This is a genomic window from Pseudotabrizicola sp., from assembly GCF_030656345.1.
GTDB lineage: Bacteria > Pseudomonadota > Alphaproteobacteria > Rhodobacterales > Rhodobacteraceae > Pseudotabrizicola.
Map to the genome: position 1 here is coordinate 59221 of NZ_JAUSNR010000036.1, position 25620 is coordinate 84840.

Below are 25620 nucleotides of genomic sequence, written 5' to 3' on the forward strand. Positions count from 1 at the left end.
GCCCGGACCGGCACCACGGGCTATGACCCATGGGCAATGCAGATGAGGCCGCGTCATGACCAACCCGCCCGATCCCGCCACCCCCAAACCCGTCGTCCTGTGCATCCTTGACGGGTGGGGCCTTGGTCCGGTGCGGGAATGGGACGCACCCGCACTGGCCCACACCCCGCATTTCGACGCGCTGATGGCGACCTGCCCACATTCGACGCTGACCACTTTTGGCCCCGATGTCGGCCTGCCGCGCGGGCAGATGGGCAATTCCGAGGTGGGCCACACCAATATCGGTGCGGGCCGGGTGGTGGCGATGGATCTGGGGGCGATTGATCTGGCGGTGGAGGATGGCAGTTTTGCCGTCAACGTCGAGCTGCTGGCCTTCGCCGCAAAGGTCAAACACGCCGGGGGCACCGCGCATCTGATGGGCGTCGTGTCCGACGGCGGCGTGCACGGTCACATCAGCCATGTGCTGGCAGCGGCCCGCGCACTGACAGATCTGGGCGTTCCGGTCGCGCTGCACGCCATCACCGATGGCCGCGATGTGCCGCCCTCTTCCGCCGCCGGGTTCATGGCGCAACTGGTGGCGGGCCTGCCGGCAGGCGCGCGCGTGGCCACCGTGACCGGGCGCTATTGGGCGATGGACCGTGACAACCGCTGGGACCGGGTGGCGCGGGCCTACGCGGCGATGGTGAACGCCACCGGCGAGCGCGTGTCGGATGCCGAAGCCGCCGTGGCGCAGTCCTACGCCAAGGGCGAAACTGATGAATTTCTGGCCCCGACCATCATCGGGAAATATGCCGGGGCTCAGGACGGTGACGGGCTGTTCTGCCTGAACTTCCGGGGCGACCGCGCGCGTGAAATTCTGGCGGCACTGGGGCAGCCGGGGTTTGAGGCCTTTGACACCGGCCCGCGGCCCGTATGGTCGGCGATGCTGGGCATGGTGGAATATTCCGAAGCGCACAACGCCTATATGGCCACTGCCTTTCCGAAACGGGTGATCGTGAATTGCCTTGGCGAATGGGTGGCGGCGCAGGGAAGGACCCAGTTCCGGCTGGCAGAAACCGAGAAGTACCCGCATGTGACGTTCTTTCTGAACGGCGGGCGCGAGGTGCCGTTTGACGGCGAGTCGCGTTTCATGCCGCTGTCGCCCAAGGTGGCGACCTACGACCTGCAACCCGAGATGAGCGAACCCGAAGTGGCCGATCAGCTGGTGGCGGCGATCGAGGCGGGCCACGATCTGATCGTGGTCAATTTTGCCAACCCCGATATGGTGGGCCATACCGGGATGCTTGAGGCCGCGATGCGGGCCTGTGAAGCCGTGGATGATGGCCTTGGCCGCGCCGTTGCTGCCCTCAAGGCGCGCGGCGGCGCGATGATCGTCACGGCCGACCATGGCAATTGCGAACAGATGTGGGACCCGGTCACCAACGGCCCGCATACCGCCCATACGCTGAACCCTGTTCCGGTCATCGTCATGGGCGCGCCTGCGGGCACGCGCCTGCGCGACGGGGGGCGGCTGGCCGATCTTGCGCCCACCGTGTTGCAGCTGATGGGTCTGCCGCAACCACCCGAGATGACCGGGGTAAGCCTGCTGACATGATCCGCGCCGCCGCCCTTGGCCTGATGCTGCTGACCACGCCTGCACTCGCGCAGGGCGTGGCGGATCAGGCCGCCACCGCCTCGGCCAGTCTGCAAGAGGCGGTAACGGCACTGGAGGCCGCGACCGGCGCGCGCGACCGGGTGAACGCGCTGACCCGGACCATCCGCGCCTATGAGGACGGGCTGGCCGCCCTGCGCGAAGCGTTGCGGCAGGCGCACTTGCGCGAAGCCACGCTCGACCTGCAGTTTCAGGCCAAGCGCGACCGGGTGGCGCAGCTGGTCGGCGTGCTGAGCCAGATGGAAAGCCGTCCCGGGCCGCTGTTGCTGCTGCACCCGGCGGGTCCGCTGGGCACGGTGCGGTCGGGCATGATGCTGGCCGATGTGACCCCGGCGCTGCAGGCCGAGGCTGAAACCCTGCGGGCAGAGCTGACCGAGTTGCGCGACCTTCGGGCGCTGCAACAGGCGGCCGGCGAAACCCTGCTCGGCGGGCTGAAGGTCGCGCAAGAGGCGCGCACCGGGCTGTCACAGGCCATGTCGGACCGCACAGAACTGCCCCGCCGCTTTACCGAAGACCCGGAAACGCTGCGCGGGTTGCTGCAAAGCGCTGATACGCTGGATGCCTTTGCCTCTGGCCTCGCCCTCGATGAAAGTGACACCAGCAGTTTCGCAAGTGCCAGAGGGCGGTTGCCGCTGCCGGTGCTGGGCACGGTGCTGCGCCGGTCGATGGAATCCGATGCCGCCGGGGTGCGCCGCCCGGGCCTGACGCTGGCCACGCGTGCCCGCGCGCTGGTCACAACGCCTTGGCCCGCGACCATCCGCTATCTGGGGCCCTTGCTGGACTACGGAAATGTGATCGTGCTGGAGCCCGGAGGGGGCTATCTATTGATCCTCGCAGGCCTTCAAACAGTCTACGGTCAGGTGGGTGAGGTTGTGGGACCCGGTGCCGCCCTAGGCCTGATGGGCGGGGGTGACCCGGGGGTTGCCGAATTTCTGGCAGGCGCGCAAGAAGGTGGTGGCGTGCAGGGCACGCAAACGCTCTATATGGAACTTAGGCAAGGGGCAGACCCGGTCGATCCGGCCGAATGGTTCGCAGCATTGAGAGAGTAGGACGAGGCATGAAGAAGTTCGTAATGGCCGCAATCGGCGGCACCGTGGCCGGGGTCGTCCTTACGACACAGCTTGCGGCCCCGTTGATCGCGCAGGAAAACAGCCGCAACGCCAATGTCTACGAACAGCTGGATCTGTTCGGCGACATCTTCGAACGGGTGCGCGCGCAATATGTCGAAGAGGTGGACAGCAAAAAGCTGATCGAGGCCGCGATCAACGGCATGCTCACTTCGCTCGACCCGCATTCCAACTATCTTGCCGCCAAGGATTTTGACGACATGCAGGTGCAGACCCGCGGCGAATTCGGCGGTCTGGGGATCGAGGTCACGCAGGAAGAGGGCTTTGTGAAGGTCGTCTCGCCGATGGACGATACCCCCGCCGATGAGGCCGGGATCGAAGCCGGCGATTTCATCACCCATGTGAATGGTGAATCCGTGCTCGGCCTGCAACTCGATGCGGCCGTAGACCTGATGCGCGGCCCGGTCGGGTCCGAGATCATCATCACCGTGGTGCGCGAAGGCGTGGCAGAACCGTTTGACGTCTCAATCATCCGCGACACCATCAAGCTGACCGCGGTGCGCAGCCGCGTTCTGGGGGAAACCGTGGTGCTGCGGGTGACCACCTTCAACGACCAGACCTATTCCGGCCTGCAGGAAAACCTGAAAACCGCTGTGGAAGAGGCTGGCGGGATGGAGAATGTGAACGGCTTTGTCATCGACCTGCGCAACAACCCGGGCGGCTTGCTGACACAGGCGATCCGGGTGTCGGATGCCTTCCTCGACAAGGGTGAAATCGTCTCGACCCGCGGGCGCGAAGCCGTGGACAGTGAACGCTTCAACGCGAAACCCGGCGATCTGGCCGAGGGCAAGCCCATGGTCGTACTGGTCAACGGCGGATCAGCCTCGGCGTCCGAGATCGTGGCTGGCGCGTTGCAGGATCACCGCCGCGCAATCGTGGTCGGCACCAAGAGCTTTGGCAAAGGCTCGGTCCAGACCGTGATCCCGCTACGGGGCGAAGGCGCGATGCGTCTGACCACGGCACGCTATTACACGCCGTCGGGCCGGTCGATCCAGGCACTGGGCGTGATGCCCGATATCGTGGTCAACCAACCCCGCCGCGATCCGACAGCGCAGACCGCTGCCACAGAAGCCCCCCCCGCACGGCCGCAAACCTCAGAGGCCGATCTGCGCGGCACCCTGTCCAACGACTCGATGTCCGCCGATGAGCGCAAACTGCTGGACGAAGAGCGCGCCCGCACCGAAGAAGCCGCCAAACTGCGCGATGAAGACTACCAGTTGGCCTATGCCGTCGACATCCTGCGCGGCCTTGCAGCCGTGGCGCAATAAGGTCTGATTGATCTTGCGAGAACCGGCGCAGGGGGCGATCCGCCCCCTGCGCCAAAAGTCCGGAATGGCGGAGCCAATGTCGATAGATCCCGAAACCCTGCCGTACCGCCCCTGTGTCGGGGTGATGCTGATCAATGCCGAAGGCCGCATCTGGACCGGCCAGCGCATAGATTCGCCTTCCCCCGCCTGGCAGATGCCCCAAGGCGGCATCGACGACGGAGAGTCGCCTGAAGGTGCCGCGCTGCGAGAGCTTTGGGAGGAAACCGGAGTCTCCTCCGATCTGGTACAGGTCATCGACAGGACCGACGACTGGGTCACCTATGATCTGCCGCCAGAGCTGCTGGGCAAAGTCTGGAAAGGCAGGTTCCGCGGCCAGAAACAGAAATGGTTCCTGCTGCGCTACCTCGGCCGCGATGACCAGATCAACATCGCCCGCGAGCACCCCGAGTTTGCGGCGTGGAAATGGATCGGGGCGACCGAAATGTGCGACGTGATCGTGCCTTTCAAACGCACGGTCTATGATCAGGTGGTGCAGATGTTCCACGCGCATCTGACGGACTGACCAGCCGGTGACACACCGCCCCGCCGCTGCATCAACGGTACCGTCGCATTTTGAGTATTTGGAAAAGGTGCAATTCAGCAGCAGTTGCGCCCCGGCCAACGGCACTGGTCCAGTGCGCAGGAAGAGCTTTCCACGCGACCGGGGCGACTTGCACCTTTACGGTCATCGGGACTCCTCCCTGTACCGCCTGTTCAGTCTCGATCAGCACGGTTAACGGGCCGTTACCTACATTGCACCTTTCTGAAATACTCCCGCCGGAGGCATCCGCCGGGATCGCAAAAGCACCCATCGGCACTCAGCCCGGACACGGGCAGCCTTCCGTGGCAACGCCGTCACGGGTGGCTCGATGCCACCCGCGACGGCCCCTGCGCTTCGGTCACAAGGCTTTGCCCGACAGCAGACGCGGCAGATCGCCCGTCAGCCCTGCGGCTTGCCGGATAAAGCCGCGGCGCAGGCCCGGCACCGCGCTGACGGCGGCCATGCCCAGATCACGCGCCAGCCGAAGTGCCCGGTTGTCGTTTGAAAACAGCCGGTTGACGCCATCCATCCCCAGCGCCAGCGTGGTCGCGTCAAACCGCCGCCAGCGCTGATACCGCTCCAGCACATCCGGCGCGCCGATGTCTTCGCCGCGACGCGTCGCGTCCACCAGCACTTCGGCCAGCGCCGCCACGTCGCGCAGGCCAAGATTCAGGCCCTGCCCGGCAATCGGGTGAACACCATGGGCGGCGTCGCCGACCAGTGCCAGACGCTGCGCGATGAAACTCTGCGCAAGGCTGAGAGACAGCGGATAGGTAAATCGCGCCCCTGCCAGCGTAATCTCGCCCAAGAAATCGCCGAAGCGCGGGCGCAGCACGTCCAGATAATCGGCATCGGAAAGCGCCTGAATGGCGGCGGCGGCGCTGTCGGTCTCGCTCCAGACGATCGACGAATGGTGGCCGCCGGGCAACGGCAATATCGCCAGCGGGCCAGCGGGCATGAAGAATTGCTGGGCGATGCCCTCATGGTCTTTGTCATGCCGGATGGCAGTGACCAATGCGGTCTGGCCATAGCCCCAGCCAACACGCGTGATCCCGGCGCGAAGGGCCGTGCCAGAACCGCGCCCGTCGCAGCCGATCAGCAGCCGGGCGGTCAGGGTTCTGCCGGAGGCGAGGGTGACGGTTACCCCTTGCGGTGCCACCTCTTGCGCCACAACGGTCTCGCCAGACAGCAGGGTCAGACCGGGGCGCGCATCCATCGCGTCCAGAAAGGCGCGGTAGAGGTGGCGGTCTTCCAGCATGAAACCCATCGGGCCTTCTTCGATCTCGGCAGAATCGAAATGCAGAAAGAACGGCGCGGCACCCTGCCCGGCGATGCCGTCCGAGGCTTTGATCTGCAGGATCGGCTGCACCCGTTCGGCCACGGCAGGCCAGATGCCGATCGCGCTCAGGAGCCGTTTCGAGGCGATGGCCAACGCATAGCTGCGCCCGTCAAACCCGGCTTCGGCCCGTGCGGGGGCTGGGCGGGCATCGACCACAGTCACGCTCAGCCCCGCTTGCGCGAGCGCGAGCGCCAGTGCCGGGCCGTTCAATCCCCCCCCGGCAATCAGGATATCGCTGTCATATTCCATTCCGAAGACTATGGGGCAAAGATCGGAATTGTCCATGCGCCGCCTTGCCGCTAGCGTTGCCGCACATCCGGGTACGGGCAGGGAATGGCATGGCAAAGACGTGGGCGAACATGACAGCGGCAGAGCTGGGCGCAGGTATCGGCGCAGGCCGGATCAATCCGGTGGAGCTGTGCGAGATGCAGCTGGACGCGATTGACCGCCACCCGCTGCGCGACCGGATCTTTGCCCGCGTGACCCCCAACCGCAGCCGGTCCGAGGCGCTGGCGGCGGCCTCCCGTGCCAAGGCCGGGTTGCGGCGTGGGGTGCTGGACGGGGTGCCCGTCAGCTGGAAGGATCTGTTCGACACAGCAGGCCGCGCGACCGAAGCCGGATCGGCTTTGCTGCGAGGGCGCATACCCGGGGTGGACGCCGAAGTGTTGCAGATGGCGACGCTGCAAGGGCTTGTCTGCCTTGGGAAAACCCACATGTCAGAACTGGCGTTTTCCGGGCTGGGGCTGAACCCGGTGACCGCCACACCGCCCTGCATCAATGACGATGCTGCGGTGGCGGGCGGGTCATCTTCCGGTGCCGCCGCCTCGGTGGCGCATGGGCTGGCCCCGGCGGCAATCGGGTCGGATACCGGGGGGTCGGTGCGGATTCCCGCCGCCTGGAACGATCTGGTCGGGTTGAAGACCACGCATGGCCGGGTGTCGACCAAAGGCGTGGTGCCGTTGTGCGAGATGTTTGATACCGTCGGGCCACTGGCCCATACGGTCGAGGATTGCGCGCTGCTGCTGGCCGCTCTCGAAGGTGGCCGAGCGGCCGATCTGGGCGGGGCCAGTCTGTCGGGGGCGCGGCTTCTGGTGCTGGAAACGGTGGCGCTGGATGATCTGCGCGATGCCCCTGCGCGCGGGTTTAACGATGCGCTGGCGCGGCTGGCGCGGGCAGGCGCGCGGATTGAGCGTGGGGTGGTGCCAGACCTGACCGAAGCGATGGGCCTGTCACCGATCCTGTTTACGGCCGAGGCCTATGGCATCTGGGGCAAGGTGATCGAGGCCGCACCCGAAAAGATGTTCCCGCCCATTCTGGAACGGTTCCGGTCGGGGGCGACGTTCAGGGCAGCGGATTATGTGGCGGCGTGGCGGCGGCTGCACGCGCTTCGCGCCATCTGGGCGCAGGCGGTGGCGGGCTATGATGCCGTGCTGGTGCCGACCGCACCGATCCTGCCACCCGATGCCGCGCGTCTGCTGAGCGATGAGGCCTATTACGTCACCGAAAACCTGCTGGCGCTGCGCAACACCCGGATCGGCAATCTGATGGGGGGCTGCGCGCTGACGCTGCCCACGTCGCAACCGTCCTGCGGCATCAGCCTGATGGCGGGGCCGATGCAGGAAGAACGTCTGCTGCGGCTGGGGGCGGCGGCAGAGCGGGCGTTGCGCTAGCGGTCAGTGGCGGGGATCGGGCGAAAAAGACACAATCCCTTGTGGCTAACCCCGTGCAGTCGCGGCTTTTTCTGGACCCGGCGCGGATCACTGGCTATCTTGGGACAAAACGGGGCGATACGACCCCGAACATGAGGCAGATATGGCGTTTCCAGAGCGGTTTTTGAACCTGCCGGATTATGCGTTTCCGCGTTTGCGGAAGCTGCTGGACGGGCATGCGCCGGGTGGACCTGCAGTTCACATGACCATCGGCGAACCGCGCCATCCGATGCCCGGCTTTGTCGGGCCGATTCTGGCGCAGCATCTGGATGGCTTTGGCGTCTATCCGCCGAATGACGGCACGCCGGACCTGCTGGCGGCCATTGCCGGGTGGGTGCAGCGGCGCTATGGCGTGGCACTGTCGCCCGATCAGATCATGGCGCTGAACGGCACGCGGGAGGGGTTGTTCAACGCGGCCATTGCGCTGTCGCCCGAAACCAAGGCTGGCAAGCAGCCGGTGATCCTGATGCCGAACCCGTTTTATCAGGTCTATGCCGTGGCGGCGCTGACTGTGGGGACAGAGCCGGTCTATGTGCCTGCCACGCCCGAGACCGGCTTCCTGCCGGATTACGAAGGGCTGCCCGCCGAGGTGCTGGACCGGGTGACGGTAGCCTATCTGTGCTCGCCCGCCAATCCACAGGGGGTGGTGGCACCTGCCGATTATCTGGCGCGGCTGATGGCGCTGGCCGAAAAACATGATTTCCGCATCTTCGCCGATGAATGCTATTCCGAGATCTGGCGCGACGCGCCGCCGCCCGGCGCACTGGCCGTGGCGCAGGCCAGCGGCACCGATCCGGAGCGAGTAGCGGTGTTTCATTCGCTGTCCAAACGCTCTAACCTGCCCGGGTTGCGGTCGGGGTTTGTTGCGACGGGTGCGCAAAGCATGGCCCGCATCCGCCAGTTGCGCGCCTTTGCTGGGGCCCCGCTGCCCCTGCCCATTCAGCGCGTGTCAGAGGCTGCGTGGAACGATGAAGCGCATGTGGCGGACAGCCTTGCCCTGTATCAGGACAAGTTCCGCATGGCGGATGAGGTTTTCGCCGGGCGGCACAACCGCGTGGCCCCGGAGGGCGGTTTTTTCCTGTGGCTTCCGGTTCCCGATGGGGATGGCGAGGCTGCCGCATTGCAATTATGGCGCGAAACCGGGGTCCGGGTCTTGCCCGGGGCCTATCTGTCGCGTGATGTCGGGGGGGATAACCCCGGCAAAGCCTATATCAGGGTGGCCCTGGTCGCCCCACAAACAGAATTGCAGCACGGGCTGATCCGCCTTCGTGACTGCCTCTATCATTGAGGACAGGTAAGGTCATGGCATCCATCAACATGCGTCAACGAGACCCGCTTCTGGATCAGGACACCGCTGCCATGCTGGAACGCCGGGGGCGTGAGCTGATGGGGCTCGGTCTGCTGGCCGGGGCGGTGTTGTTTGCGCTGATGCTGGGAAGCTATTCGCCCGAAGATCCGGGCTGGATGGTGGCGACGGATGAACCTGCCAACAACATGCTGGGCCGGTTCGGTGCCGCAGTGGCGTCAACGCTGATGATCATCGGCGGCAAGGGCGCATGGATGCTGCCGGTGATCCTTGGTGTCTGGGGTGTACGCTTCGTCACGCATCGCGGCGCTGACAGGGCGATGGGGCGCATCGTGTTTGCGGTGATCGCGGTGGCACTGGCCTCGGTCTTTGCCGCAACGCTGGTGCCGGGGGCGGGTTGGCCACATTCCTTTGGCTTGGGCGGGCTGTTCGGCGATACCATTCTGGGCACGTTGCTGGGCGTGGCCCCGGTCAGTGCGGGCGTCGGGCTGACGCTGTTTTCGCTGATTCTGGGCGGACTGTTGCTGGTGATGGGGCTTTGGGTCACCGGGTTTACGGCTGTAGAGCTGGCCGTCATCGCGCGGTTTCTTCTGGTGGGCTCGATCTTTGCCTATGACAGCGTGATCCATCTGGCAGGACGCGGCACCAGCCGCGCGGCGCATGCGCTGGCGGAACGTCGGGCCACCAAGGCCGAAGCGATGAGTCATCGCGCCGCCACCCGCTCGCAAGACTGGTATGATGCCGATGAGGCGGAGCCTGTGGCGCCGGTCAGGGCTGGCGCACGCAATGCAGCGATTCACCGGGGCACGGCAGACCTGCCGCAGTCCGCTGCCACCGCCGCCGAGTGGGGCCGGCCTTCGGCGCTGCGAGGCACCTTGCGGGCCGATCCGCGCTATCCCGAACCGATGGCAGAGGCACCGTCCTATGCGCCGCCGCGCGAAAAGGCCGGGCTGCTGGCCCGGATGCCGCAAATGATGCGCCGAGCCGAGCCAGAGCCGGAACTGGTCGAACCGATCCTGCCCGAGTTTTCCGATGATCTGGCCCCGAACGATGACCGGATCAAGGCGCGGATTTCCGATGCGATCAAGTCGCGGATGCGCCACCCCGGCCCGGCGCTGAACCCGGTGACCACCGCTGTGCAGGCCCGGCGCGAGCCTCCGGTGGCGCGCAGCCTGACCCAACGCCTGCGCGGGCCGCAGCCGCTGATCGCCGACACCCGCCGGGTGCCGCCGGTTGTGGCCGGCGGTCTGCCGCCGGAACCGCCGCTGACCATGGCCCATGTGGTGCCAGCAGCCCGGACGGCGGTACCCCCCGCCCCGCCAAAGATGCCGCCGATGCCGCGCACTTACGTGCCTGAGGCTGAGGTTGATGTCGAGGATTGGGAAGATCCGGCCAATATCTTCACGCCCGAACCTTCGCCTGTGGCGGCCTATGCGGATCAGGATGAAGACGACTGGCAGCACGATGATGAGGATGCGGCGGAATATGGTGCCGCCCCGGCCCAGACATATGCCGCCCCGCGCATCCCTGTGGCCGAAGTGCGCAAGCCGGTGGTGCAGCATATCGTCAAAAAACCGATGACCCCGTCGCGGCAGGCCATGGCCGAAAGCCAGCCCCGCCTGCGCTTTGACGAGGCGGTCAGCCAGCCCTATGAGCTGCCGCCGCTGTCGCTGCTCTCCAGCCCGTCAACGGTGGAACGGTTTGCCCTGTCGGATGAGGCGCTGGAAGAAAACGCGCGGATGCTGGAATCGGTGCTGGATGATTATGGCGTCAAGGGCGAGATTGTCTCGGTCCGACCCGGCCCTGTTGTCACGATGTATGAGCTGGAACCGGCACCCGGCCTGAAGGCCAGCCGCGTGATCGGTCTGGCCGATGATATCGCGCGCTCTATGTCAGCGTTGTCGGCGCGGGTTTCCACTGTGCCGGGCCGGTCGGTGATCGGCATCGAACTGCCCAATGCCACCCGCGAAAAGGTGGTTCTGCGCGAAATCATTGCCGCCCGCGATTTCGGCGACAGCAACATGCGCCTGCCGCTGGCTTTGGGTAAGGACATCGGCGGCGATGCGATTGTCGCCAACCTCGCCAAAATGCCCCACCTGCTGATTGCAGGGACAACGGGGTCGGGCAAATCGGTGGCGATCAACACCATGATCCTGTCGCTGCTCTACAAGCTGTCGCCCGAAGAATGCCGGCTGATCATGATCGACCCCAAGATGCTGGAACTGTCGGTCTATGACGGCATCCCGCACCTTCTGTCGCCCGTTGTGACCGACCCGAAAAAAGCGGTTGTCGCCCTGAAATGGGTCGTGGGCGAGATGGAAGAACGCTATCGCAAGATGTCGAAGATGGGCGTGCGCAACATCGAAGGTTTCAATGGCCGGGTGCGTGAAGCACTGGCCAAGGGCGAGATGTTCAAGCGCACCATCCAGACCGGGTTTGACGAGGATACCGGCGAGCCGGTGTTCGAGACGGAAGAATTCGCGCCCGTGGCGCTGCCCTATATCGTGGTGATCGTCGACGAGATGGCCGATCTGATGATGGTGGCGGGCAAGGAGATTGAAGCCTGCATCCAGCGTCTGGCACAGATGGCGCGGGCGTCTGGTATCCACCTTATCATGGCGACGCAGCGGCCGAGCGTGGACGTCATCACCGGCACGATCAAGGCGAACTTCCCGACCCGGATCAGCTTTCAGGTCACCAGCAAGATCGACAGCCGCACCATTCTGGGCGAGCAGGGGGCCGAGCAGCTTCTGGGCATGGGCGACATGCTCTACATGGGCAACGGTGCCAAGATCACCCGTATCCACGGGCCGTTCGTTTCCGACGAGGAAGTGGAAGAAATCGTCAACCACCTGAAATCCTTTGGCCCGCCGGTCTATATGTCCGGCGTCGTTGAAGGCCCGGATGAGGATTCAGTCGGCGATATCGACGTGGTGCTGGGCCTGTCCACCGGCGAGGGCGGCGATGATGCGCTGTACGATCAGGCGGTGGCGATTGTGGCCAAGGACCGCAAGTGCTCGACCAGCTATATCCAGCGCAAGCTGGGGATCGGCTATAACAAGGCCGCAAAACTGGTGGAACAGATGGAAGAACAGATGGTTGTCACCTCTGCCAACCATGTCGGCAAGCGCGAGATTCTGGTGCCGGAAACCTGATAGGGTCTGAAAGCCGGAACCGCAAAACGCGCCCCCATCCGGGGGCGCGTTTTGCTATGATCTCAGCGTACGGCGTTCAGCCCCGCATCGCGCAAGGTGCAGTCGCGGATCACATCCGCGCCACAGCGACGCGGTTCCAGATCGCGGGTCAGGCAGATGCGGACCTCCTGAATCATCCCAGCGCGGCAGGTTACGGTCACCTGATCACGGGTCAGGCCGGGATTGGCCTCCAGAAACGCACCTTCGATCACAAAGGCGGGGACTTTCAGATCCTTGGTGATGCGGGGAAACACCGGCGAAATGGTGATCGACCCAAAGGCCCTGCGGGCCAGCGCATAATAGTCGCGCGCAGACAGGCCCGAGCAGCGGCCATGCTTCTTCCATTGATAGAACGCCGCCCCTGCCCCGCCGAACACATCCGCCATCGCCGCCGTGTCACCGCGCGACGGGTCTGCCGCCCCGGTGCGGCAATAGCTGGGCCAGCCGCGTTCATTTTGCGGCCACAACCCGTGCAGCACAAAGGGCGTACCCCGCCCCCGGTCGCATTGCGGATCGCGCCGCGCGTCGCCTTCCAGCGCGCACCAATTGGCCGACCAGGACAGCGCCATCACGTAATAGTCGAAGTCGCCTGCGCGCTCCCCCTCGGCCCGCGCGACCCCCGCGGCTGCGCAGATCAGCGCCAGTGCCAGCCAAAGCCTCCGCATTTTCGCTTCCCCTATCCGTCAAAACCGCCTATATGAGCCTTGAATTCCCCGACATCGTGGAAATCGCAGGCAAAGCGCCTGCAGCCGTTTTCCCGGCACGGGACAGATTTGTAAAGGAGTTGGGCATGAACAAGCCGCTCATGGCAAAGGCCACCGCCGTCTGGCTTGTGGACAATACCACCCTGTCGTTCAAGCAGGTCGCCGATTTCTGCGGCATGCACGAGCTGGAAGTGCAGGGCATCGCCGATGGCGACGTGGCCCCCGGCGTCAAGGGTTTTGACCCGGTTGGCAACAACCAGCTGGACGCGGGCGAGATCGAGAAGGGTCAGAAAGACCCGCTCTACAAGCTGAAGCTGAAATTCAACGCGGCTGCGGTCGGCGAAGAAAAGCGCCGCGGCCCGCGCTATACCCCGTTGTCCAAACGTCAGGACCGCCCGGCCGCCATTCTGTGGCTGGTGAAGTTCCATCCGGAACTGTCGGACGGTGCCATCGGCAAGCTGGTCGGCACCACCAAGCCGACGATTCAGGCGATCCGCGAACGCACGCACTGGAACATCAACAACATCACCCCGGTTGACCCGGTGGCGCTCGGCCTGTGCAAACAGTCCGAGCTCGACACCTCGGTTCAGGCCGCCGTGCGCCGCCGCGCCTCGGAAGGCGTGGTGATGAGCGATGACGAACGCCGCAAACTGGTGTCGACCGAACAGTCGCTGGGCATGTCGGCAGAGCCGAAGATGCCATCGGGGCTTGAGGTGTTCACCCGGCCTGAAAAAGAAGAAAAGCCCGCCGATTTTTCGGATGCGGAAAGCTTTTTCAACCTGCCGCAGCAGGATGATGACGAAGACGAGGACGAGGATGACGCACCGCGCCGCTGAGCGCAGCTGCGATCTTCGCCAAAACAGCAAGGGCACCCTTCGGGGTGCCTTTTCGCATTGTGGCTCTTGGACCGGCAAGCTTGGCCTTCAAACCTTGCGGCGGGCGCGCAGGGCGGCACCGATGGTGCCGTCATCCAGATAGTCCAGCTCCCCCCCCACCGGCACACCTTGTGCAAGGCTGCTGATCTGCACGCCCGAAGCGGCCAGCGCATCTGCGATGTAATGTGCGGTGGTCTGGCCATCGACGGTGGCATTCAGCGCCAGAATCACCTCGGTCACCCCTTCCGCCTGCACCCTGTCCGCCAGATCGGGGATGCGCAGGTCTTCGGGCCCGATGGCGTCCAGCGCAGACAGCGTGCCGCCCAATACATGATAGCGCCCCTTGAACGCGCCGCCGCGTTCCATCGCCCACAGATCGGCGACGGTTTCCACCACGCAGATTTCCCCGGTCGCGCGGCGCGGGTCATCGCAGACCGGGCACAGGTCGGTGGTGCCGACATTGCCGCAGACGCGGCAATCCTGCGCGGTCAGCGCCACCGTCGCCATTGCTTGCGCCAAGGGGGCCATCACCGTATCGCGGCGTTTGAGCAAATGCAGCACCGCGCGGCGCGCAGAGCGCGGCCCAAGCCCCGGCAGCCGCGCCATCAGCGCGATCAGGGCGTCAATCTCGCGCGGGGGGCCGGACATTTCCTAGAACGGCAGTTGCATGCCGGGGGGCAGGCCCAGACCTTCGGTCAGCTTGGCCAGTTCGCTCCGGCTGCGCTCGGCGGCTTTAGCCTGCGCGTCCTTGATGGCGGCAAGGATCAGATCCTCGACAACTTCCTTTTCCGACGCGACAAAGATCGACGGATCGATCTCCAGCCCGGTCAGCTCGCCCTTTGCCGTCGCGCGCGCACGAACCAGCCCGGCCCCGGATTCGCCGATAACCACGATGCGGGACAACTCCTCCTGCATCTCGGCCATCTTGCTCTGCATTTCCTGCGCTTTTTTCATCATCCCGGCCATATCGCCAAGACCACCCAAACCCTTCAGCATCGCATTGTCCTTTCAGCTATCCTCGAACGGATCCCATTCGTCTTCGACTTCCGGCAGCGCCTCGGCGGCAGCGGCCTGCACCAGATCTTCCGCCGTGCGGATTCCGGCAATCTTTGCCCCCGGAAAGGCAAGCATCACCGCCTGTACCAGCGGCGTCTGCATCACCTCGGCCTCGGCCTTGACCCGGCCTGCGTCGCGCGCCTCGGCAAGGGTGGGCTGGCCGCCCCCCGACACCACCGACACGCCCCAGCGCCGCCCGGTAAAGGCCTGCAACCGCTGGCCCAGCCGCGCTGCAAGGTCAGAGCCTGCCTTGGGCGAGGGTTCAAATTCGATCCGACCGGGCGCGTAATGCACAAGGCGCAGGCCCTCTTCCACCTCATACAACAGCTTCATGTCGCGCCGCTCGCGGATCAGGGCAACGACAGAATCAAATGTCGCATAGACCACCTGATCGGCGGCCAGTTGCATCGCCTGCCCGGCCCCGTTCATCGACGGCCCGCGCATCGGTGCCGACGGCGCGCGCATCATCGCCCCATGAACGGTGCCACCACCTGCCGGGGCGCCGCCCGCAACCGGCCCGCCCGGCCCAGTGACCGGCCCGGTGCCTTGCCCGGCCTGCAACCGCCGGATCAGGGTTTCGGGGTCGGGCAGATCGGCCACATGGGTCAGGCGGATGATCGCCATTTCAGCCGCCATCATCGCATTGGGGGCCAGCCCCACCTCTTCAATGGCTTTCAACAGCATCTGCCACATCCGGCTAAGGCTACGCATCGGCAGGCGTGTGGCCATATCCAGGCCCCGCGCGCGTTCATCCGGCGGGGTGGTCGGATCTTCCGCCGCCTCTGGCGTGATCTTGATCACAGACACCCAATGGGTGATCTCGGCCAGATCGCGCAAAATTGCCATCGGGTCGGCGCCATCGGCGTATTGCCCGGCCACTTCGGTCAGCGCCGCTGCGGCATCGCCCCGCATGATCAGGTCGAACAGGTCCAGCACCCGTCCCCGGTCGGCCAGTCCCAGCATGGCGCGCACCTGCAGCGCGGTGGTTTCCCCCGCGCCATGGGCAATCGCCTGATCCATCAGGCTCATGGCGTCCCGCACCGACCCTTCGGCAGCCCGGGTGATCAGCGCCATGGCGTCGGCAGCCAGTGTCGCGCCCTCCAGCCCGGCAATGCGCGACAAATGCGCCATCATCACCTCAGGCTCGATCCGCTTCAGGTCGAACCGCTGGCAGCGTGACAGCACGGTCACTGGCACCTTGCGAATTTCTGTCGTGGCGAAGATGAATTTCACATGTGCCGGCGGTTCTTCCAACGTTTTCAGCAGCGCGTTAAATGCGCTGGTCGACAGCATATGCACTTCGTCGATGATGTAGATCTTGTAGCGCGCCGAGGCCGCCCGGTAATGCACCGAATCGATGATCTCGCGGATGTCGCCCACGCCGGTACGGCTGGCGGCGTCCATTTCCATCACATCGACATGACGACCTTCGGCAATCGCGCGGCATGGCTCGCACTGGCCGCAAGGCTCCGTCGTCGGCCCGCCTGTGCCATCCGGCCCCACACAGTTCAGCCCCTTGGCGATGATCCGCGCGGTGGTGGTCTTGCCGACCCCGCGCACGCCCGTCATCACAAAGGCATGGGCGATGCGGTCGGCGGCAAAGGCGTTCTTCAGCGTGCGCACCATCGCCTCTTGCCCGATCAGATCGGCAAAGGTGGCGGGGCGGTATTTCCGCGCCAGAACCTGATAGGATTTCTCGGGACTGTCGGACATACTGCCTTCCGGGGTTGCGCTGGCCCCAACCTAGGCGCTGCCGCGTCCCGCGTCCACCCGAAGGCCCTGATGATGACCCTTGAGATTGCAGAAATTCCGGCCCTTGATGGCACCCTCGCGCTCTGCCCGATGCCGGGGCGGACGGGCGATTATGCGGGTGACCTTGAAACGCTGCTCGCCTGGCGGCCCGCGTTGGTGCTGACCATGACGTCAAAGCTGGAACTGGCGACCAAGGGCGCAGGTACCCTGCCCGCCGATCTGGCGGCGGCGGGCATTGATTGGCTGCACCTGCCGGTGCCGGATTTCGGCACGCCAAAAGCGGATACCACAGCGCTCTGGCCCGATGCTTCGGCCCGCGCCCGCGCCGTACTGGCCGGTGGCGGCCGGGTGCTTGCCCATTGCATGGGCGGATGCGGGCGGTCAGGCATGGTGGTGCTGCGGCTGCTGACCGATGCCGGCGAAGACCCCGACACCGCCCTCACCCGCCTGCGCGCCGCACGCCCCTGCGCCGTGGAGACAAAGGCGCAACAGCGCTGGGCTTCCACAACCTGAACCGTTTCATCTGTCCTCAAATATCCCCGCGCGGCGCGCTTCCGCACGACCCGCTGCGCCTCACGCCCGGTGGTAAGGCGCGCCCGCAAGGATCGACGCCGCACGGTACAGCTGTTCGCACAGCATCACCCGCACCAGCATATGCGGCCAGACCATCTTGCCAAAACTGACCGAAGCATCCGCCCGCGCCCGCAGCCCGGGATCAATCCCGTCCGCGCCGCCGATCACAAAGGCCAGATCCTGCCGCCCAGCGTCACGCCAGCGCACCAGCATTGCGGCAAACTCGGGGCTGCTGACCAGTGCGCCGCGTTCGTCCATGGTGACAATCAACGCCCCCGCAGGAATGGCGCGCGACAACAGCTCGGCCTCGGCAGCCATACCGCCGCCGCGCTTGTCCTCAACCTCATGCTCCGCCAGTGGACCAAGCGACAGCGCCCGGCCGGAACGGTCAAACCGCGTCACATAATCGTCGATCAACTCGCGCTCGGGGCCGGTCCGCAGCCGGCCCACGGCGCACAGATGCACACGCATGGGGTCAGACGACCGACCCGCGCAGCGCGTCGCCTGACGGCAGCCACATCTTTTCCAGCTGATAGAAGTCGCGCACTTCGGGGCGGAAGACGTGGACGATGACATCACCCGCGTCGATCAGCACCCAGTCGCCGGTTTCCTTGCCTTCCATCTTGCAGACAAGGCCAAAGCCTTGCTTGACCCGGTCGGCCAGCTTTTCGGCAATGGCGGCGACCTGACGCGAAGACCGGCCCGAGCAGATCACCATGTAATCGGCCACGTCCGACCGGCCGCGCAGATCGATCTGCACGATACCTTCGGCTTTGTCGTCATCCACCGAGGCCAGCACCGCTTCGAGCAGGTGTTCCGGGGTATAATCCGGGCCGCTTGCGCGGTTTGCCCGGGGTCCGACCGGAAGCCCGGTCGCAGGATCTGAGTGAGACAGGACATCGTCCTCCATCTGACGCGCCGATCCACCCCCGGCGCCGGGACAGCCCTAGGGTAGCACCCTTGGGGCACAACCTCAACAAATCGGGGCAAGCCGGGGGCCATAGCGCCGATTCCGCGCGTGCGCAAGCGAAGACGGTCGCGATGACAGTCATGGAACCTTGCCTGACGCGGGTTTTGGGCGTATCAAGCGCGCCATGAGCGGGTTCATCTATTTCAACATCACCGACCGTGCGCGGCTTCCGGCCCGTTTCTTCGGCATGACCCGCAGCGTGCTTGCGCGACTTTGACGCAAAGCCGCGCCCCCGGCGGCGCTGCCCCCTGCCCTGTTCAAAAAGCCATCCCAGCATAAGGTGAGAGCCATGACCGCTCCGCGTACACTCTACGATAAAATCTGGGACGACCATGTCGTCCACCAGGCCGAAGACGGCACCTGTCTTTTGTATATCGACCGCCATCTGGTGCACGAAGTCACCAGCCCGCAGGCGTTCGAAGGGCTGCGGATGACGGGCCGCACCGTGCGCGCGCCGGAAAAGACCATCGCCGTGCCCGACCACAACGTGCCCACCACGCTGGACCGCGCCAATGCCGCGACCATGACCGAAGACAGCCGGATTCAGGTCGAAGCGCTGGACAAGAACGCCCGCGATTTCGGAATCAACTATTACCCGGTGTCCGATGTGCGTCAGGGCATCGTGCATATCGTCGGCCCGGAACAGGGCTGGACCCTGCCGGGGATGACCGTGGTCTGTGGCGATTCGCATACCGCCACGCACGGGGCGTTCGGGAGCCTCGCCCATGGAATCGGCACGTCCGAGGTGGAACATGTGCTGGCGACCCAGACGCTGATCCAGCGCAAGGGCAAGAACATGAAGGTGGAAATCACCGGCAGCTTGCGCCCCGGCGTGACCGCAAAGGACATCACCCTGTCAGTGATCGGCGAAACCGGAACCGCGGGCGGCACCGGCTATGTCATCGAATACTGCGGTCAGGCGATTCGCGAACTGTCGATGGAAGGCCGGATGACGGTCTGCAACATGGCGATCGAGGGTGGCGCACGTGCCGGTCTGATTGCGCCGGATGAAAAGACCTTTGCCTATTGCATGGGCCGCCCGCACGCGCCGAAGGGTGCCAAGTGGGAGGCAGCTGTCGCCTATTGGAAGACCCTGTTTTCCGATGACGGTGCGCATTGGGACAAGGTTGTCACCCTGAAGGGCGAAGATATCGCCCCCGTGGTGACATGGGGCACCAGCCCCGAAGACGTGCTGCCGATCACCGGCACCGTGCCCGCAGCCGGTGATTTTACCGGCGGCAAGGTCGAGGCCGCACAGCGCAGCCTTGATTACATGGGCCTGACGCCGGGCCAGAAGCTGACCGACATCGCCATCGACACCGTCTTTATTGGGTCGTGCACCAATGGCCGGATCGAAGATCTGCGGGCGGCGGCGGCGATCCTGAAGGGCAAGAAGATTGCGGTGAAACGCGCCATGGTGGTGCCCGGCTCTGGCCTCGTGCGGGCGCAGGCGGAAGAGGAAGGTCTGGCGCAGATCTTCATCGACGCAGGCTTTGAATGGCGGCTGGCCGGCTGTTCGATGTGTCTGGCGATGAACCCGGATCAGCTGACCCCGGGCGAACGCTGCGCCGCAACCAGCAACCGCAACTTCGAGGGGCGTCAGGGCCGGGGCGGTCGCACCCACCTGATGTCGCCCGCCATGGCGGCGGCGGCGGCGATCACCGGGCATCTGACCGATGTGCGCGAGATGATGACGGAAACCGTCTGACCACATGGCAGAGGGACCGCGCGGCCCTAGCGGCGGCGCGGTCCCTTTGTCAGCAGCAAGACCAGCGCATTCAGCGTGATCATGACCAGACCCGTCAGTTCAAAGATCACGTTGAACCGCACATCCCTGACCCGCAGATTGATGATCTCGTCAAAATGATGAAACCCGACCGCCCTGAACGCGACAAAGCCTGCCACGACGATCAGACCCAGAAGGGCAAGACCGTTGCGCCGCAGGTCGCGCCGCATATGGTAAAGGCTGGCGGCCAGCACGATCAGGATAAAGGCCAGCAGCGCGAGTATCACATTGCGCTGAAACGGGCGGCGGTCTTCGTACCAGCCCTGCTGCTGGGCAATGCAGCGCCCGGTGGCGGTCAGCAGGGATTGCAGGTCGAGTTGCTTGTTCACGGCCAGAAAAGCCATGGCAGCACAGAGCAGAATCCAGAACACCTGCGCCCGGGCCGATCCGCCCCGACGGCGGCGCACCACAGCCAAAGCCAGAACCGCGCAGGCAACATAGGCCGCCACCGTGATCCAGCCCCAGAAGGTCGGGTCACCAATGGTGGGCGACCAGCGGTTGAACGTGCACGTGTGCAGCAGAGATACGTCGATGGTCTGAAACATAAAGCAATGCGATCCGGTTCGGGCCGCGCAATCTTAACAGCGTCAGCGGCTTAGCCAAGCCCTGCCGGCACCCAGCATCAAGGACGACCCCATGGACAAGTTCACCACCCTGACCGGAATTGCGGCCCCGATGCCGCTGGTCAACATCGACACCGACATGATCATCCCCAAGCAATTCCTGAAAACCATCCAGCGTTCCGGCCTTGGCAAGAACCTGTTTGACGAAATGCGCTACACTCAAGACGGTGCCGAGATCCCGGATTTCGTGCTGAACCAACCCGCCTATCGCAAGTCCGAGATCATCATCGCGGGCGACAATTTCGGCTGCGGTTCCTCACGCGAACACGCGCCCTGGGCGCTTTTGGACTTTGGCATCCGCTGCGTGATCGCCACCAGCTTTGCCGACATTTTCTACAACAACTGCTTCAAGAACGGCATCCTGCCGATCGTGATGCCGCAGGACGTGGTGGATGTGCTGATGGCCGATGCCCGCAAGGGGGCCAACGCCCGCGTCACCATCGACCTTGAGGCGCAGACCGTCACCACGTCGGACGGGCAGAGCTTTGGCTTTGACGTCGACAGCCACCGCAAGCATTGTTTGCTGAACGGGTTGGACGATATTGGCCTGACGCTGGAAAAGGTGGCGGCGATTGACTGCTTTGAGGCCAAGAATGCCACACTGCGGCCTTGGGCCTGAAAACCGTTGAACCACAACATCTTGGGCCGCCCCACAGGGCGGCCCTTTTGTTTTCGCCGTCTTGATGCAATCGGGCGACACATTGGCCGCGAATGTGCCACAATATATAATCAAATATTACCAGACGATTGCGGGCCGCGACGAAAGAAGGCACAAATTGGGCAAGAAAAAGGCAGCCCGTCAGACTTGGCGGGAGATCTTCGGAACAAGGTCCCGGCACAGCATCGGGACCGACCGGGTGGAAGGTGGCAAAGCAGTGGTCTCGCGATTCTCGGGCGCTTTCTTGAGGGCAGTTCTGGTCATCCTCGTGGTGATCACGCCGTCAGTGATCCTGACCGATGTCTCCAGTGACGCCAAGCAGATGGCTGCACTGGTCGCGCTGTTTGCCGGATTGCTGACCTTTGTCGAATACAATACCGAAGCCCCCAGCCTGATCGAGTTCCGCGATGCGCCGCCTTTCAACCGGGTCCGGCTGACGATGCTGTTTTTCACGGTGCTGTGTCTGGCGGTGATGGAAAGCAGCCGGGTGCAGACCACAAGTCTGGGTGCCTTGGTACAGGCGATTGGCCAACTTGTCGGGCACTCGCTGGATTTCCCCTATTCGCCGGTGCGGCTTGCCAAGCTGATGCTGGCCGAAACCGCGACGCCTGCGCAGGTGCAGGCGGTGCGTGACGCGGCGGGCGTGGCCTATATCACCTCACTGATCTCGCTTGCCGGGTTTGTCATCCTGTTGAAAATCAGTGTCTGGCCGATGCAGGGCCGCATGTTCAATGTCTGGATCAACCTGCCCACCTTTGACCCTACCGCCGGCGATCTGGTGGAAAGGCTGGAGCGGGACGCGCGGATCAACATCATCCTTGGCTTTCTGCTGCCCTTTATCATCCCCTTTGTCGTCAGCCTGTCGTCAACTGGTATCGATCCCGATAGCATGACAGCATCGCAAACCCTGATCTGGACAATGACAGCATGGGCATTTCTTCCTGCAAGCCTGTTCATGCGCGGTATCGCCATGGGGCGGATCGCCGATATGGTCCGTCAGATGCGCCGTGTGCAGGGCGCACGGGACAGATCGGCCATGGCGCGGGCCTCGCGGGCGTTCTGACCCTGCTGCTGCTGGCCGCGCCCGCCGCAGCCGAGGGGCTGCGTGTGGCGTTCTGGAACACCAATCTGAACCGCGCAGGCCCGGGTCTGTTGCTGCGCGATCTGGTTCAGGCAAAGTCTGCCGATCTGGCCCATGCCGTTGCGGCGATTGATGCGATGAACGCGGATGTCATCGTGCTGTCCGGGTTTGACTACGATGCCGGTGGGTTGGCGCTTTCGGCGCTGAATGCCGCCTTGGCGTACCCCTACCCCCACAGCGCCGCCCTGCGCCCCAACACCGGCATTCCCAGCGGCTTTGACCTTGATGGCAACGGGCGAAGCAATGAGGCGCGCGATGCCATCGGCTATGGCCGGTTTCCGGGCGAAGGCGGCATGGCGGTGCTGTCACGGCTGCCGCTGGATACGGCCCAGAGCGTTGATCATTCCGATGTTCTGTGGCGCGATCTGCCGGGGGCCGATCTGCCCCCCCTGCCGCAAGGCGCGGCAGAGGTGTTGCGGCTGTCGACGACCGGGCATCACGAAACGGCGGTCGAGCTGCCCGACGGGCGCAGGCTGCGCCTGCTGACCTGGCACGCAACGCCCCCGGCCTTTGACGGGCCCGATCGCCGCAACGCAAAGCGCAACCATGATGAGTCCGCGTTCTGGCTGCACTTGCTGAACAGCCCGCAGGCCCCGCAAGAGCCGTTCGTGCTGCTCGGTCAGGCCAATGCGGACCCGGAAAAGGGCAATGGCGACCCGGCGGCGATCCGGGCACTGCTGGCGGATGCGCGGCTGCAGGATGTGCTGCCGGGCGACACGGTGGATTATGGCGGCACGCTGGGGCCGCTGCGGGTCAGCTACATTCTGCCCTCTGCCGGGATCACAGTCACCGGCGCCGGCCATGCACCTGTGCCCACGGGAGCGCGGCACCATCCGATCTGGGTGGAAATCACACCCTGAACCGCCGCTTTCCCCAAGGACCGCTTGACCCTGTGCAGCCCATTGGCTACGCCGCAGGCAACCCAAAAGACAGGAGCCTTTGCAATGGCCAACCCTTCCCTTCTTATCCTCGCCGGTGACGGCATCGGCCCTGAGGTCATGGCCGAAGTGAAAAAAATCATCGGCTGGATGGGTGCTGCGCGCGGCGTCACCTTTGACGTGACCGAAGATCTGGTCGGCGGCTGCGCCTATGACAAGCACGGTGTGCCGCTGCACGACGACACGATGGCCAAGGCGCAAGAGGTGGATGCGGTTCTGCTGGGTGCCGTGGGTGGACCCAAGTACGACGCGCTCGATTTCAGCGTGAAACCTGAACGCGGGCTGCTGCGCCTGCGCAAGGAAATGGATCTGTTTTCCAACCTGCGCCCGGCGCAGTGCTTTGACGCTTTGGCAGACTTCTCGTCGCTGAAGAAAGAGGTCGTGGCCGGTCTGGATATCATGATCGTGCGCGAACTGACCTCCGGCGTCTATTTCGGCGAGCCGCGTGGGATCTTTGTCGAGGGCAACGAACGGGTGGGCATCAACACCCAGCGCTATACCGAGTCGGAAATCGCCCGCGTGGCCCGCTCGGCGTTCGAGCTGGCGCGCAAGCGTGGCAACAAGGTCTGCTCGATGGAGAAGGCCAATGTGATGGAATCCGGCATCCTGTGGCGCGAGGTGGTGCAGGAAATCCATGACAAGGAATATCCCGATGTTGACCTGTCGCACATGTATGCCGATGCAGGGGCCATGCAGCTGACCCGCTGGCCCAAGCAGTTCGACGTGATCGTCACCGACAACCTGTTCGGCGACCTGCTGTCCGATCTTGCCGCGATGCTGACGGGGTCTTTGGGCATGCTGCCATCCGCCAGCCTTGGCGCGCCGATGGCCAATGGCCGACCCAAGGCGCTGTACGAACCCGTTCATGGCTCTGCCCCCGACATCGCGGGCACGGGCAAGGCCAACCCGATCGCCTGTATCCTGTCCTTTGCGATGGCGTTGCGCTATTCCTTCGACATGGGAACCGATGCGACGCGGATCGAGGCGGCGGTCGAAAAGGTGCTGGCCGACGGCTTGCGCACCGCCGATCTGATGGGTCCCGATGGCGGCACCCCGATCAGCACCACCCAGATGGGCGATGCGATTGTGGCCGCACTGGACGCCAGCCTCTGATCCATAGCCGAGACATTGCGCAAAGGCCCGCCAAGTTGCGGGCCTTTGTCGTTTTATGTGTCGGAAAGCGTTGAGCCTTGCGCCGGTTTCTGCACATATTGATAGCGCAAACAGGGTTGCGCTTTGGCCCCTGCTGCCGAGGGGAGACACCATGGGACATAATCTGAAAGGCGCGCTTTTTGCGCTGCTGGCCTTTGCGATTTACGCGACCCATGATGTTGTCATCAAGTTTCTGGGTGAAAGCTACAATTCGTTCCAGATCATCTTTTTCTCGGGCCTGATGGGCTTTCCGCTGATCTCTTTCATGTTGATGAGCGACCGGACAGACGGCAACCTGATCCCGCGCCATCCGTGGTGGTCGCTGCTGCGGTCCCTGACCGCCGTCTCGACAGGGGCGGCGGCGTTTTATGCCTTTACAGTGCTGCCGTTGGCGCAGACCTATGCCATCCTGTTCGCCATGCCGCTGCTGATCACCGTGCTGGCAATTCCGATGCTGGGCGAAAAGGTGGGGGTCCGGCGTGGCATCGCCGTGGTGGTCGGGCTGGTGGGTGTGCTGATCGTGCTGCGACCCGGATCGGCGGATCTGTCCTGGGGCCATCTGGCGGCGCTGTCGGCGGCGCTGACCGGGTCGCTGACCTCGGTGATCGTGCGCAAGATCGGGGCCGAGGAACGGTCGGCCGTGCTGATGCTCTATCCGATGGTGGCGACCTTCCTGCTGACCGGGGCCACGATGCCCTTTGTCTACGTGCCGATGCCGCTGGCACATCTGGCGCTGACCGGGGTAATTGCCGGGCTGGCCTTTGTCGCGGCCCTGCTGTCGATCATGGCTTACCGCACCGCCCCGGCCATCATCGTGGCACCGATGCAATATTCGCAGATCATCTGGGCGGTGATTTATGGCGCGCTGCTGTTTGACGAACAGGCAGATTTTTACACGCTGGTCGGAACCGGGGTGATCATTGCGTCAGGCGTCTACATTGTGATGCGCGAAGGCACCGGCAGTGTGTCGAAAAACAGCCCCGTTCTGTCCAACAAATCGCGGCCCGAAACCGGGTTGATGCCGCGCATCAGCCTGCTTTTGAAACGCGGCGAACGGCGGCGCGGGGACTGACCCCCGACCCCTCTTGCCAAGCGCAATGAGAGGGTTTACAGCGCCTTCCACGGTCGGAGCGTAGCGCAGTCTGGTAGCGCACCTGCTTCGGGAGCAGGGGGTCGGAGGTTCGAATCCTCTCGCTCCGACCAGATATCCCGCACCTT

Annotated in this window: 23 protein-coding genes and 1 tRNA gene; 16 read left to right on the top strand and 8 right to left on the bottom strand. The window is 64.5% G+C overall.

The window, feature by feature from the left end; translation table 11 throughout:
- Positions 1 to 55 precede the first annotated feature (55 nt).
- From gpmI to Q7J44_RS19300, 4 genes are all read left to right on the top strand, one after another.
- Complete coding sequence (gene gpmI, locus Q7J44_RS19285) at positions 56 to 1594, top strand: 2,3-bisphosphoglycerate-independent phosphoglycerate mutase (protein WP_304882746.1); 1539 nt, start codon at positions 56 to 58, stop codon at positions 1592 to 1594.
- Positions 1591 to 2700 (top strand): murein hydrolase activator EnvC, encoded by a 1110-nt coding sequence (locus tag Q7J44_RS19290; RefSeq protein WP_304882748.1) that lies wholly within the window; start codon positions 1591 to 1593, stop codon positions 2698 to 2700. Before gpmI ends, Q7J44_RS19290 begins: the two co-directional genes overlap by 4 nt.
- An 8-nt stretch (positions 2701 to 2708) precedes the next feature.
- Positions 2709 to 4046 carry a S41 family peptidase gene (locus Q7J44_RS19295; protein WP_304882749.1) on the top strand — a complete coding sequence of 446 codons (1338 nt, stop codon included), beginning with the start codon at positions 2709 to 2711 and terminating at the stop codon, positions 4044 to 4046.
- 76 nt (positions 4047 to 4122) lie between these two features.
- Positions 4123 to 4608, top strand: coding sequence for an RNA pyrophosphohydrolase (locus Q7J44_RS19300; RefSeq protein ID WP_304882751.1), 486 nt, complete (start codon positions 4123 to 4125; stop codon positions 4606 to 4608).
- Positions 4609 to 4984: 376 nt separating this feature from the next.
- Here the strand turns inward: Q7J44_RS19300 and Q7J44_RS19305 are convergent, their stop codons facing one another.
- The gene (locus Q7J44_RS19305; RefSeq protein WP_304882803.1) at positions 4985 to 6214 is read right to left on the bottom strand and encodes a UbiH/UbiF/VisC/COQ6 family ubiquinone biosynthesis hydroxylase; all 1230 of its coding nucleotides are present in this window, start codon (positions 6212 to 6214) and stop codon (positions 4985 to 4987) included.
- Between the two features lie 89 nt (positions 6215 to 6303).
- On the opposite strand from Q7J44_RS19305, the gene Q7J44_RS19310 reads away from it, so the two are divergent.
- The 3 genes from Q7J44_RS19310 (at position 6304) to Q7J44_RS19320 (ending at position 12135) form a co-directional block, all read left to right on the top strand.
- Positions 6304 to 7635: an amidase gene (locus Q7J44_RS19310; RefSeq protein ID WP_304882753.1), complete on the top strand. Its 1332-nt coding sequence runs from the start codon at positions 6304 to 6306 to the stop codon at positions 7633 to 7635.
- A gap of 142 nt (positions 7636 to 7777) precedes the next feature.
- Positions 7778 to 8962: an aminotransferase class I/II-fold pyridoxal phosphate-dependent enzyme gene (locus Q7J44_RS19315; RefSeq protein WP_304882755.1), complete on the top strand. Its 1185-nt coding sequence runs from the start codon at positions 7778 to 7780 to the stop codon at positions 8960 to 8962.
- A gap of 14 nt (positions 8963 to 8976) precedes the next feature.
- Complete coding sequence (locus Q7J44_RS19320) at positions 8977 to 12135, top strand: DNA translocase FtsK (RefSeq protein ID WP_304882757.1); 3159 nt, start codon at positions 8977 to 8979, stop codon at positions 12133 to 12135.
- 62 nt (positions 12136 to 12197) lie between these two features.
- Here the strand turns inward: Q7J44_RS19320 and Q7J44_RS19325 are convergent, their stop codons facing one another.
- Positions 12198 to 12839: a ribonuclease T2 gene (locus tag Q7J44_RS19325; protein ID WP_304882759.1), complete on the bottom strand. Its 642-nt coding sequence runs from the start codon at positions 12837 to 12839 to the stop codon at positions 12198 to 12200.
- Positions 12840 to 12964: 125 nt separating this feature from the next.
- On the opposite strand from Q7J44_RS19325, the gene Q7J44_RS19330 reads away from it, so the two are divergent.
- Entirely contained in the window at positions 12965 to 13714 is a 750-nt protein-coding gene (locus Q7J44_RS19330; RefSeq protein ID WP_304882761.1) for a DUF1013 domain-containing protein, read from the top strand.
- A gap of 87 nt (positions 13715 to 13801) precedes the next feature.
- On the opposite strand, the gene recR is transcribed toward Q7J44_RS19330, so the two are convergent.
- The 3 genes from recR to Q7J44_RS19345 are packed head-to-tail and all read right to left on the bottom strand — an operon-like array spanning position 13802 to position 16522.
- Positions 13802 to 14401, bottom strand: a complete 600-nt coding sequence (gene recR / locus Q7J44_RS19335) for a recombination mediator RecR (RefSeq protein ID WP_304882763.1) — start codon at positions 14399 to 14401, stop codon at positions 13802 to 13804.
- A gap of 3 nt (positions 14402 to 14404) precedes the next feature.
- Positions 14405 to 14749, bottom strand: a complete 345-nt coding sequence (locus Q7J44_RS19340) for a YbaB/EbfC family nucleoid-associated protein (RefSeq protein WP_304882765.1) — start codon at positions 14747 to 14749, stop codon at positions 14405 to 14407.
- Between the two features lie 12 nt (positions 14750 to 14761).
- The gene (locus tag Q7J44_RS19345; protein ID WP_304882767.1) at positions 14762 to 16522 is read right to left on the bottom strand and encodes a DNA polymerase III subunit gamma/tau; all 1761 of its coding nucleotides are present in this window, start codon (positions 16520 to 16522) and stop codon (positions 14762 to 14764) included.
- A 72-nt stretch (positions 16523 to 16594) separates the two neighbouring features.
- Between Q7J44_RS19345 and Q7J44_RS19350 the strand changes: the two genes are divergently transcribed.
- Positions 16595 to 17074 carry a protein phosphatase gene (locus Q7J44_RS19350; protein ID WP_370693041.1) on the top strand — a complete coding sequence of 160 codons (480 nt, stop codon included), beginning with the start codon at positions 16595 to 16597 and terminating at the stop codon, positions 17072 to 17074.
- Between the two features lie 60 nt (positions 17075 to 17134).
- Here Q7J44_RS19350 and rlmH read toward each other — a convergent pair whose 3' ends face one another.
- Together rlmH and rsfS are read right to left on the bottom strand one after the other, a co-directional pair.
- A complete protein-coding gene (rlmH, locus tag Q7J44_RS19355) occupies positions 17135 to 17605 on the bottom strand; it encodes a 23S rRNA (pseudouridine(1915)-N(3))-methyltransferase RlmH (protein WP_304882770.1) in 471 nt (156 codons plus the stop codon).
- 4 nt (positions 17606 to 17609) lie between these two features.
- Positions 17610 to 18044: a ribosome silencing factor gene (gene rsfS / locus Q7J44_RS19360; protein ID WP_304882771.1), complete on the bottom strand. Its 435-nt coding sequence runs from the start codon at positions 18042 to 18044 to the stop codon at positions 17610 to 17612.
- A gap of 349 nt (positions 18045 to 18393) precedes the next feature.
- Between rsfS and leuC the strand changes: the two genes are divergently transcribed.
- Complete coding sequence (gene leuC / locus Q7J44_RS19365) at positions 18394 to 19812, top strand: 3-isopropylmalate dehydratase large subunit (RefSeq protein WP_304882772.1); 1419 nt, start codon at positions 18394 to 18396, stop codon at positions 19810 to 19812.
- A 26-nt stretch (positions 19813 to 19838) separates the two neighbouring features.
- On the opposite strand, the gene Q7J44_RS19370 is transcribed toward leuC, so the two are convergent.
- Positions 19839 to 20435, bottom strand: coding sequence for an isopropylmalate isomerase (locus Q7J44_RS19370; RefSeq protein WP_304882773.1), 597 nt, complete (start codon positions 20433 to 20435; stop codon positions 19839 to 19841).
- Between the two features lie 91 nt (positions 20436 to 20526).
- On the opposite strand from Q7J44_RS19370, the gene leuD reads away from it, so the two are divergent.
- The 6 genes from leuD to Q7J44_RS19400 all read left to right on the top strand — a co-directional run bounded on the left by leuD (position 20527) and on the right by Q7J44_RS19400 (position 25605).
- Entirely contained in the window at positions 20527 to 21132 is a 606-nt protein-coding gene (leuD, locus tag Q7J44_RS19375) for a 3-isopropylmalate dehydratase small subunit (protein WP_304882774.1), read from the top strand.
- A 283-nt stretch (positions 21133 to 21415) separates the two neighbouring features.
- Positions 21416 to 22234, top strand: coding sequence for a hypothetical protein (locus Q7J44_RS19380; RefSeq protein ID WP_304882775.1), 819 nt, complete (start codon positions 21416 to 21418; stop codon positions 22232 to 22234).
- Between the two features lie 44 nt (positions 22235 to 22278).
- Complete coding sequence (locus Q7J44_RS19385) at positions 22279 to 23172, top strand: endonuclease/exonuclease/phosphatase family protein (protein WP_304882804.1); 894 nt, start codon at positions 22279 to 22281, stop codon at positions 23170 to 23172.
- 84 nt (positions 23173 to 23256) lie between these two features.
- Complete coding sequence (leuB, locus tag Q7J44_RS19390) at positions 23257 to 24363, top strand: 3-isopropylmalate dehydrogenase (protein ID WP_304882776.1); 1107 nt, start codon at positions 23257 to 23259, stop codon at positions 24361 to 24363.
- Positions 24364 to 24514: 151 nt separating this feature from the next.
- Positions 24515 to 25474, top strand: coding sequence for a DMT family transporter (locus Q7J44_RS19395; RefSeq protein WP_304882777.1), 960 nt, complete (start codon positions 24515 to 24517; stop codon positions 25472 to 25474).
- Positions 25475 to 25528: 54 nt separating this feature from the next.
- Positions 25529 to 25605, top strand: a tRNA-Pro gene (locus Q7J44_RS19400).
- The last annotated feature ends 15 nt before the right edge of the window (positions 25606 to 25620 follow it).

What these genes read in the sequence shown, in the direction of transcription:
- gpmI (WP_304882746.1), top strand. Translation starts at nt 56, where the DNA reads ATGACCAACCCGCCCGATCCCGCCACCCCCAAACCCGTCGTCCTGTGC.
- Q7J44_RS19315 (WP_304882755.1), top strand. Translation starts at nt 7,778, where the DNA reads ATGGCGTTTCCAGAGCGGTTTTTGAACCTGCCGGATTATGCGTTTCCG.
- Q7J44_RS19370 (WP_304882773.1), bottom strand. Translation starts at nt 20,435, where the DNA reads ATGTTTCAGACCATCGACGTATCTCTGCTGCACACGTGCACGTTCAAC.
- Q7J44_RS19395 (WP_304882777.1), top strand. Translation starts at nt 24,515, where the DNA reads ATGGGACATAATCTGAAAGGCGCGCTTTTTGCGCTGCTGGCCTTTGCG.
- Q7J44_RS19350 (WP_370693041.1), top strand. Translation starts at nt 16,595, where the DNA reads ATGACCCTTGAGATTGCAGAAATTCCGGCCCTTGATGGCACCCTCGCG.
- recR (WP_304882763.1), bottom strand. Translation starts at nt 14,401, where the DNA reads ATGTCCGGCCCCCCGCGCGAGATTGACGCCCTGATCGCGCTGATGGCG.
- Q7J44_RS19290 (WP_304882748.1), top strand. Translation starts at nt 1,591, where the DNA reads ATGATCCGCGCCGCCGCCCTTGGCCTGATGCTGCTGACCACGCCTGCA.
- Q7J44_RS19310 (WP_304882753.1), top strand. Translation starts at nt 6,304, where the DNA reads ATGGCAAAGACGTGGGCGAACATGACAGCGGCAGAGCTGGGCGCAGGT.
- Q7J44_RS19300 (WP_304882751.1), top strand. Translation starts at nt 4,123, where the DNA reads ATGTCGATAGATCCCGAAACCCTGCCGTACCGCCCCTGTGTCGGGGTG.
- Q7J44_RS19320 (WP_304882757.1), top strand. Translation starts at nt 8,977, where the DNA reads ATGGCATCCATCAACATGCGTCAACGAGACCCGCTTCTGGATCAGGAC.
- Q7J44_RS19340 (WP_304882765.1), bottom strand. Translation starts at nt 14,749, where the DNA reads ATGCTGAAGGGTTTGGGTGGTCTTGGCGATATGGCCGGGATGATGAAA.
- rlmH (WP_304882770.1), bottom strand. Translation starts at nt 17,605, where the DNA reads ATGCGTGTGCATCTGTGCGCCGTGGGCCGGCTGCGGACCGGCCCCGAG.
- leuD (WP_304882774.1), top strand. Translation starts at nt 20,527, where the DNA reads ATGGACAAGTTCACCACCCTGACCGGAATTGCGGCCCCGATGCCGCTG.
- rsfS (WP_304882771.1), bottom strand. Translation starts at nt 18,044, where the DNA reads ATGGAGGACGATGTCCTGTCTCACTCAGATCCTGCGACCGGGCTTCCG.
- Q7J44_RS19305 (WP_304882803.1), bottom strand. Translation starts at nt 6,214, where the DNA reads ATGGAATATGACAGCGATATCCTGATTGCCGGGGGGGGATTGAACGGC.
- Q7J44_RS19345 (WP_304882767.1), bottom strand. Translation starts at nt 16,522, where the DNA reads ATGTCCGACAGTCCCGAGAAATCCTATCAGGTTCTGGCGCGGAAATAC.
- Q7J44_RS19295 (WP_304882749.1), top strand. Translation starts at nt 2,709, where the DNA reads ATGAAGAAGTTCGTAATGGCCGCAATCGGCGGCACCGTGGCCGGGGTC.
- Q7J44_RS19325 (WP_304882759.1), bottom strand. Translation starts at nt 12,839, where the DNA reads ATGCGGAGGCTTTGGCTGGCACTGGCGCTGATCTGCGCAGCCGCGGGG.
- Q7J44_RS19330 (WP_304882761.1), top strand. Translation starts at nt 12,965, where the DNA reads ATGAACAAGCCGCTCATGGCAAAGGCCACCGCCGTCTGGCTTGTGGAC.
- leuB (WP_304882776.1), top strand. Translation starts at nt 23,257, where the DNA reads ATGGCCAACCCTTCCCTTCTTATCCTCGCCGGTGACGGCATCGGCCCT.
- leuC (WP_304882772.1), top strand. Translation starts at nt 18,394, where the DNA reads ATGACCGCTCCGCGTACACTCTACGATAAAATCTGGGACGACCATGTC.